The sequence below is a fragment of the Pseudomonas sp. NFIX10 genome (assembly GCF_900111955.1).
Classification (GTDB): Bacteria; Pseudomonadota; Gammaproteobacteria; order Pseudomonadales; family Pseudomonadaceae; genus Aquipseudomonas; species Aquipseudomonas fluorescens_AA.
Window position 1 is genome coordinate 62,465 of record NZ_FOKH01000011.1, and the last position, 7,052, is coordinate 69,516.

Below are 7,052 nucleotides of genomic sequence, written 5' to 3' on the forward strand. Positions count from 1 at the left end.
CATGACCCGCAACAACCCGCAAACCCGTGAATGGCAGGCCCTGAGCAACGATCATCACTTGGCGCCGTTCAGCGATTTCAAGCAGCTCAAAGAGAAAGGCCCGCGCATCATCACCCACGCCAAGGGCGTCTACCTCTGGGACAGTGAAGGCAACAAGATCCTCGACGGCATGGCCGGCCTCTGGTGCGTGGCCGTCGGTTATGGCCGCGAGGAACTGGCCGATGCCGCCAGCCAGCAGATGCGCGAACTGCCGTACTACAACCTGTTCTTCCAGACGGCCCACCCGCCGGTGCTGGAATTGTCCAAAGCCATCGCCGACATCGCCCCTGAAGGCATGAACCATGTGTTCTTCACTGGCTCCGGCTCCGAGGGCAACGACACCATGTTGCGCATGGTCCGCCACTATTGGGCGATCAAGAGCCAGCCGAACAAGAAAGTCATCATCAGCCGCAAGAACGGTTATCACGGTTCGACCGTCGCCGGCGCGAGCCTGGGCGGCATGACCTACATGCACGAGCAGGGCGACCTGCCGATCCCGGGCATTGTCCACATCGCCCAGCCTTACTGGTTCGGCGAAGGCGGCGACATGAGCCCCGAGGAGTTCGGCGTGTGGGCGGCCAACCAATTGGAAGAGAAGATCCTGGAGATCGGCGTGGACAACGTCGGGGCCTTCATCGCCGAGCCGATCCAGGGCGCCGGCGGTGTGATCGTGCCGCCGGACAGCTACTGGCCGCGCATGAAGGAAATCCTCGCCAAGTACGACATTCTGTTCGTGGCTGACGAAGTGATCTGTGGCTTCGGCCGTACCGGTGAGTGGTTCGGTACCGACCATTACGGGTTGAAACCGCACATGATGACCATCGCCAAGGGCCTGACCTCCGGCTATATCCCCATGGGCGGGCTGATCGTGCGCGACGACGTGGTCGCGGTGCTCAACGAAGGCGGTGACTTCAACCACGGGTTTACCTACTCCGGTCACCCGGTGGCCGCGGCGGTGGCCCTGGAAAACATCCGCATCCTGCGCGACGAGAAGATCATCGAGCGTGTCCACAGCGAAACGGCACCCTATTTGCAGAAGCGTTTGCGGGAACTGAACGATCATCCGCTGGTGGGTGAAGTACGCGGGGTCGGTTTGCTGGGGGCGATCGAACTGGTCCAGGACAAGGCCACGCGCAAACGCTACGAAGGCAAGGGCGTGGGCATGATCTGCCGGCAGTTCTGCTTCGATAACGGGCTGATCATGCGCGCGGTGGGCGACACCATGATCATTGCGCCGCCGCTGGTGATCAGCAAGGCCGAGATCGATGAATTGGTGGCCAAGGCGCGGCAGTGCCTGGACCTGACGCTCAATGCGTTGCAGGGCTAAGTGCTAGGCTCTGAGCGAGGTGCCTGCAAGGGCCTCGCCCAGCGTGAACAAAAGGCTGGGCTTGTGTTGAAAGCCTGCCCTGTAACTTGCCAGACTACCGCCTGTTCAAGTTGCCCGCGAGCCGGCTACTGAACGTGGCTAAAAAGAATAACCGGAGCATCAATCCATGAAGGCATTAGGTATGAAGATAGCTGGCAAGACCCTCCTCGCCATGTCCCTGATGGGCGTGATGGCGGGCGCCGTCCAGGCGGACGACAAAGTGCTGCATGTCTACAACTGGTCCGACTACATTGCACCGGACACCGTCGCCAAGTTCGAGAAAGAAACGGGGATCAAAGTCGTCTACGACGTGTTCGACAGCAACGAAACCCTGGAAGCCAAGTTGCTGGCCGGCAAGTCCGGTTATGACATCGTGGTGCCGTCGAACAACTTCCTGGCCAAGCAGATCAAGGCCGGCGTCTACCAGGAGCTGGACAAGTCCAAGCTGCCGAACTGGAAGAACCTGGACACCGACCTGCTCAAGGCTGTCGGCGATGCCAGCGACCAGGGCAACAAACACGCCTTCCCTTACATGTGGGGCACCATCGGCATCGGTTACAATCCCGAGAAGGTCAAGGCCGCATTGGGCGTCGACAAGATCGATTCCTGGGACACCCTGCTCAAGCCCGAGAACATCGCCAAGCTCAAGAGCTGCGGCGTGAGCTTCCTCGATTCGCCAACCGAAATGATTCCGGTGGCCCTGCATTACCTTGGCTACCCGACCGACAGCCAGGACAAGAAGCAACTGGCCGAGGCCGAAGCGCTGTTCCTCAAGTTGCGTCCATCGATCGGTTACTTCCACTCTTCCAAATACATTTCCGACCTGGCCAACGGCAACATCTGCGTCGCCGTGGGCTACTCGGGTGATATCGAGCAATCCAAGAGCCGTGCTGCCGAGGCTGGCGGCAAAGTGAAAGTGGCCTACACCATTCCCAAGGAAGGTGCCGGTTCGTTCTACGACATGGTCGCCATTCCCAAGGATGCCGAAAATGTCGAGGCCGCTTATAAATGGATGAACTTCATCATGCAGCCGGAAATCATGGCGCAGATCACCGATAGCGTGCGTTTCCCGAACGGCAACAAGGCCGCCACCGCGTTGGTGGACAAGGAAATCTCCGGTGACCCGAGCATTTACCCATCGGATGAAGTGAAGGCCAAGCTGTACGCCATCAGCGATCTGCCGCCTGCGACCCAGCGGATCCTGACCCGCAGCTGGACCAAGATCAAATCCGGTAAATAAGCCGGTCTGAAGCATCCTCCTGTTGTCGCTGGCATCGCGGCGGCGGCAACAGGAGCCACTCAATAACTAAAAGTTTTGCTGGATCGGTTTATCGAGGGTAAGTTGCGCGCCGGTTTTGTTGCAGGGTCCATCGTGGCCAAGTAACGGGGGCAACTTGGGCCCAACTATTTAAGAGGACCTCCACGTGCCAGTCTTTTCTTTGTTACGCAACGCCTTGCTGGTCGGCGCCGGCCTGACGCTCGCCGTCAGTGTCCAGGCCGCCTCCACCGTGCATATTTATAATTGGTCGGACTATATTGGCGAGACCACTCTGGCTGATTTTGAAAAAGCCACTGGCATCAAGCCGGTGTATGACGTGTTCGACTCCAACGAAACCCTGGAAGGCAAGTTGCTGGCCGGGCGTACCGGCTACGACGTGGTTGTGCCGTCCAACCACTTCCTGGGCAAGCAGATCAAGGCCGGGGCGTTCCAGAAGCTCGACAAGGCGCAGTTGCCCAATTACGCCAACCTCGACCCTGCGCTGCTCAAGCGCCTGGAAAAGAACGACCCGGGCAACCAGTACGCCGTGCCTTACCTCTGGGGCACCAACGGCATCGGCTATAACGTCGAGAAGATCAAGGCGGTCCTGGGCGTCGAGAAGATCGATTCGTGGGCCATGCTGTTCGAACCGGAGAACATCAAGAAGCTCTCCAGCTGCGGTGTTTCGTTCCTCGACTCGGGCGATGAAATGATCCCGGCGATGCTCAATTACCTGGGCCTGAACCCCAACAGCGAAGACCCCGAAGATTACAAGAAGGCCGAGGCGCAGCTGCTCAAGATCCGGCCTTACGTGACCTATTTCAATTCCTCCAAGTACATTTCCGACCTCGCCAATGGCGAGATCTGCGTGGCGGCCGGTTTCTCCGGCGACATTTTCCAGGCCCGCGCTCGTGCCAGCGAGGCCGGCAAGGGCGTCAACATCGCCTATGTGATTCCCAAGGAAGGCGGCAATCTCTGGTTCGACATGCTGGCGATCCCGCGTGACGCCACTAACGTCAAGCAAGCGCATGCCTTCATCAACTATGTGCTCAAGCCTGAGGTCATCGCCCAGGTCAGCGACGTTGTCGGTTATGCCAACCCGAACCCGAAGGCTGGCGAACTGATGGACCAGAAAGTACGCACCGATGAAGCGGTTTACCCACCGCAAGCGGTCGTCGACAAGCTCTACGTCAACTCCGAGTTGCCGCCCAAGATCCAACGCCTCATGACCCGCAGCTGGACCAAGGTCAAGTCGGGTAAATAATCTCAACACTCTGTTCGTCCGCGTGGGGCGAACTGCAAATTCTGTGGGAGTTTCGTAAATGGCAGTTGCCTCCGGCGCCTATAAGAAAGCCCTCGAGGGCGACCAGACACCCAAGCAGGTGCTGGTCAAAATCGACCGGGTCACGAAGAAGTTCGACGAGACGATTGCCGTGGACGATGTGTCCCTGGAAATCAAGAAAGGCGAGATCTTCGCCTTGCTCGGCGGTTCGGGATCGGGCAAATCCACCTTGCTGCGCATGCTGGCCGGTTTCGAGCGGCCCACCGAGGGGCGGATTTTCCTCGACGGTGTGGACATCACCGACATGCCGCCCTATGAGCGGCCGATCAACATGATGTTCCAGTCCTACGCCCTGTTCCCACACATGACCGTGGCGCAGAACATCGCCTTCGGCCTGCAACAGGACAAGATCCCGAAGGCCGAGATCGATGCCCGCGTGGCGGAGATGCTCAAGCTGGTGCAGATGAGCCAGTACGCCAAGCGCAAGCCACACCAGCTCTCCGGTGGCCAGCGCCAGCGCGTGGCCCTGGCCCGTTCCCTGGCCAAGCGCCCGAAGCTGTTGCTGCTCGACGAACCAATGGGCGCGCTGGATAAAAAACTGCGCTCGCAGATGCAACTGGAGCTGGTGGAGATCATCGAGCGGGTTGGCGTGACCTGCGTCATGGTGACCCACGACCAGGAAGAGGCCATGACCATGGCCGAACGTATCGCGATCATGCACCTGGGCTGGATCGCCCAGATCGGCAGCCCGATCGACATCTACGAGACCCCGACCAGCCGGCTGGTCTGCGAGTTCATCGGCAACGTCAACATCTTCGAGACCGAAGTGGTGGAGGACGCCGAAGGCCACGCGGTGCTGACCTGCAAGGACCTGGACCGCAACATCTACGTCGGCCACGGCATCAGCACCTCGGTGCAGGACAAGTCCGTGACCTACGCCATTCGCCCGGAAAAACTGCTGGTCACTTCCGAGCCGCCGACTTGCGAGCACAACTGGTCCAGCGGCAAGGTCCATGACATCGCCTACCTGGGCGGCCACTCGGTGTTCTACGTCGAGCTGCCGAGCGGCAAGCTGGTGCAGTCCTTCGTCGCCAACGCCGAACGCCGTGGCCAGCGCCCGACCTGGGGCGACCAGGTGTTCGTCTGGTGGGAAGACGACAGCGGCGTGGTGCTTCGCTCATGAACATGCGCAAACTCAAACGCCGACTCGATCGAATAACGCCCGGTGGCCGCCAACTGGTCATCGGGGTGCCCTTCATCTGGCTGTTCCTGTTCTTCATGCTGCCGTTCTTCATCGTCCTGAAGATCAGCTTTGCCGAAGCCGACGTGGCCATCCCGCCGTACACCGAGATCTACAGCTACGTCGACCAGAAGCTGCAGGTGCTGCTCAACCTCGCCAACTACGCGATGCTGAGCGAGGACGAGTTGTACATCGCCGCCTACCTCGGCTCGCTGAAAATGGCCCTGATCAGCACGGTCTTGTGCCTGCTGATCGGCTACCCGATGGCCTATGGCATCGCCAATGCCCGCAAAGAGATGCAGACGGTGCTGGTGCTGCTGATCATGATGCCGACCTGGACCGCGATCCTGATCCGCGTCTACGCCTGGATGGGCATCCTCAGCAACAACGGCTTGCTCAATGGCTTTTTGCTGAGCATGGGTTGGATCAGTGAACCGCTGCAGATCCTCAACACCAACCTGGCGGTGTATATCGGGGTCGTCTACTCCTATCTGCCGTTCATGATCCTGCCGTTGTACGCCAACCTGGTGAAACATGACGCCAGCCTGTTGGAAGCCGCGTCGGACCTGGGCTCGAGCACCTTCAACAGCTTCTGGAAGATCACCGTGCCGCTGTCCAAGAACGGCATCGTCGCCGGCTGCATGCTGGTGTTCATCCCGGTGGTGGGTGAGTTCGTGATCCCGGAGCTGCTGGGCGGCCCGGAAACCCTGATGATCGGCAAAGTGCTGTGGCAGGAATTTTTCAATAATCGAGACTGGCCGGTGGCATCCGCCCTGGCGGTGGTGATGCTGGCGATCCTGATCGTGCCTATCATCCTGTTCAACCGCAGTCAGGCCAAGGAAATGGAGGGCAAGGAATGAAGCGCTTCAGTTTTTCAAGCCTGATGCTGGTGCTGGGTTTGCTGTTCATCTACGCACCGATGCTGATCCTGGTGATCTATTCGTTCAACGCCTCGAAACTGGTGACGGTGTGGGGCGGTTGGTCGGTCAAGTGGTACGTCGGCCTGTTGGACAACAGTCAACTGATGGGCTCGGTGGTGCGCTCGCTGGAAATCGCTTGCTACACGGCGATTGCCGCGGTGGCCCTGGGGACGCTGGCGGCCTTCGTGTTGACCCGCATCACCCACTTCAAGGGCCGCACGCTGTTCGGCGGCCTGGTCACCGCGCCGCTGGTGATGCCGGAAGTCATCACCGGCCTGTCGCTGTTGCTGCTGTTCGTCGCCATGGCGCAGATGATCGGCTGGCCCCAGGAGCGTGGCATCGTCACGATCTGGATCGCCCACACCACGTTCTGTGCGGCCTATGTGGCGGTGGTGGTCTCGGCACGCTTGCGTGAGCTGGACCTGTCCATCGAAGAGGCGGCCATGGACCTCGGTGCCCGACCGTGGAAGGTGTTCTTTTTGATCACCATCCCGATGATCGCACCGTCGCTGGCGGCGGGGGGCATGATGTCCTTCGCGTTGTCCCTGGATGACCTGGTGCTGGCGAGCTTCGTCTCCGGACCCGGCTCGACGACCTTGCCGATGGAAGTCTTCTCGGCCGTGCGCCTGGGCGTGAAGCCGGAGATCAACGCCGTGGCGAGCCTGATCCTCCTGGCGGTGTCGCTGGTGACCTTCCTGGTCTGGTACTTCAGCCGCCGCGCCGAAGAGAGTCGCAAGCGCGCGATCCAGCAAGCCATCGAAGAAAGCGCTGCCGACTCCTGGAAACAACCGGAAGTCCGCCGGGCCGAGACCGCACCGGTCTAACCCGACGCAGCTCTACCTGTGGGAGCGAGCTTGCTCGCGATAGCGGTGAGACAGTCGACGAAAAGGTTGAATGTCAGTCCGCCTTCGCGAGCAAGCTCGCTCCCACAGTTTTTTGGGTCGCCT

The 7,052-nt window shown here is 60.1% G+C and carries 6 protein-coding genes; all 6 read left to right on the top strand.

Features of this window, described 5'->3' with window-relative positions:
- Position 1: 1 nt before the first annotated feature.
- The 6 genes from BM321_RS12380 (at position 2) to BM321_RS12405 (ending at position 6,929) form a co-directional block, all read left to right on the top strand.
- A complete protein-coding gene (locus BM321_RS12380) occupies positions 2-1,366 on the top strand; it encodes an aspartate aminotransferase family protein (protein WP_092442707.1) in 1,365 nt (454 codons plus the stop codon).
- A 181-nt stretch (positions 1,367-1,547) separates the two neighbouring features.
- The gene (locus BM321_RS12385) at positions 1,548-2,645 is read left to right on the top strand and encodes a polyamine ABC transporter substrate-binding protein (protein WP_092203147.1); all 1,098 of its coding nucleotides are present in this window, start codon (positions 1,548-1,550) and stop codon (positions 2,643-2,645) included.
- Positions 2,646-2,829: 184 nt separating this feature from the next.
- A complete protein-coding gene (locus BM321_RS12390) occupies positions 2,830-3,927 on the top strand; it encodes a polyamine ABC transporter substrate-binding protein (RefSeq protein WP_072405949.1) in 1,098 nt (365 codons plus the stop codon).
- Between the two features lie 58 nt (positions 3,928-3,985).
- Complete coding sequence (locus BM321_RS12395) at positions 3,986-5,128, top strand: ABC transporter ATP-binding protein (RefSeq protein ID WP_092203145.1); 1,143 nt, start codon at positions 3,986-3,988, stop codon at positions 5,126-5,128.
- A complete protein-coding gene (locus BM321_RS12400; protein ID WP_057449505.1) occupies positions 5,125-6,045 on the top strand; it encodes an ABC transporter permease subunit in 921 nt (306 codons plus the stop codon). Before BM321_RS12395 ends, BM321_RS12400 begins: the two co-directional genes overlap by 4 nt.
- Complete coding sequence (locus tag BM321_RS12405; RefSeq protein WP_092203143.1) at positions 6,042-6,929, top strand: ABC transporter permease subunit; 888 nt, start codon at positions 6,042-6,044, stop codon at positions 6,927-6,929. Before BM321_RS12400 ends, BM321_RS12405 begins: the two co-directional genes overlap by 4 nt.
- Positions 6,930-7,052: the final 123 nt, after the last annotated feature.

What these genes read in the sequence shown, in the direction of transcription:
- BM321_RS12380 (WP_092442707.1), top strand. Translation starts at nt 2, where the DNA reads ATGACCCGCAACAACCCGCAAACCCGTGAATGGCAGGCCCTGAGCAAC.
- BM321_RS12385 (WP_092203147.1), top strand. Translation starts at nt 1,548, where the DNA reads ATGAAGATAGCTGGCAAGACCCTCCTCGCCATGTCCCTGATGGGCGTG.
- BM321_RS12395 (WP_092203145.1), top strand. Translation starts at nt 3,986, where the DNA reads ATGGCAGTTGCCTCCGGCGCCTATAAGAAAGCCCTCGAGGGCGACCAG.
- BM321_RS12400 (WP_057449505.1), top strand. Translation starts at nt 5,125, where the DNA reads ATGAACATGCGCAAACTCAAACGCCGACTCGATCGAATAACGCCCGGT.
- BM321_RS12405 (WP_092203143.1), top strand. Translation starts at nt 6,042, where the DNA reads ATGAAGCGCTTCAGTTTTTCAAGCCTGATGCTGGTGCTGGGTTTGCTG.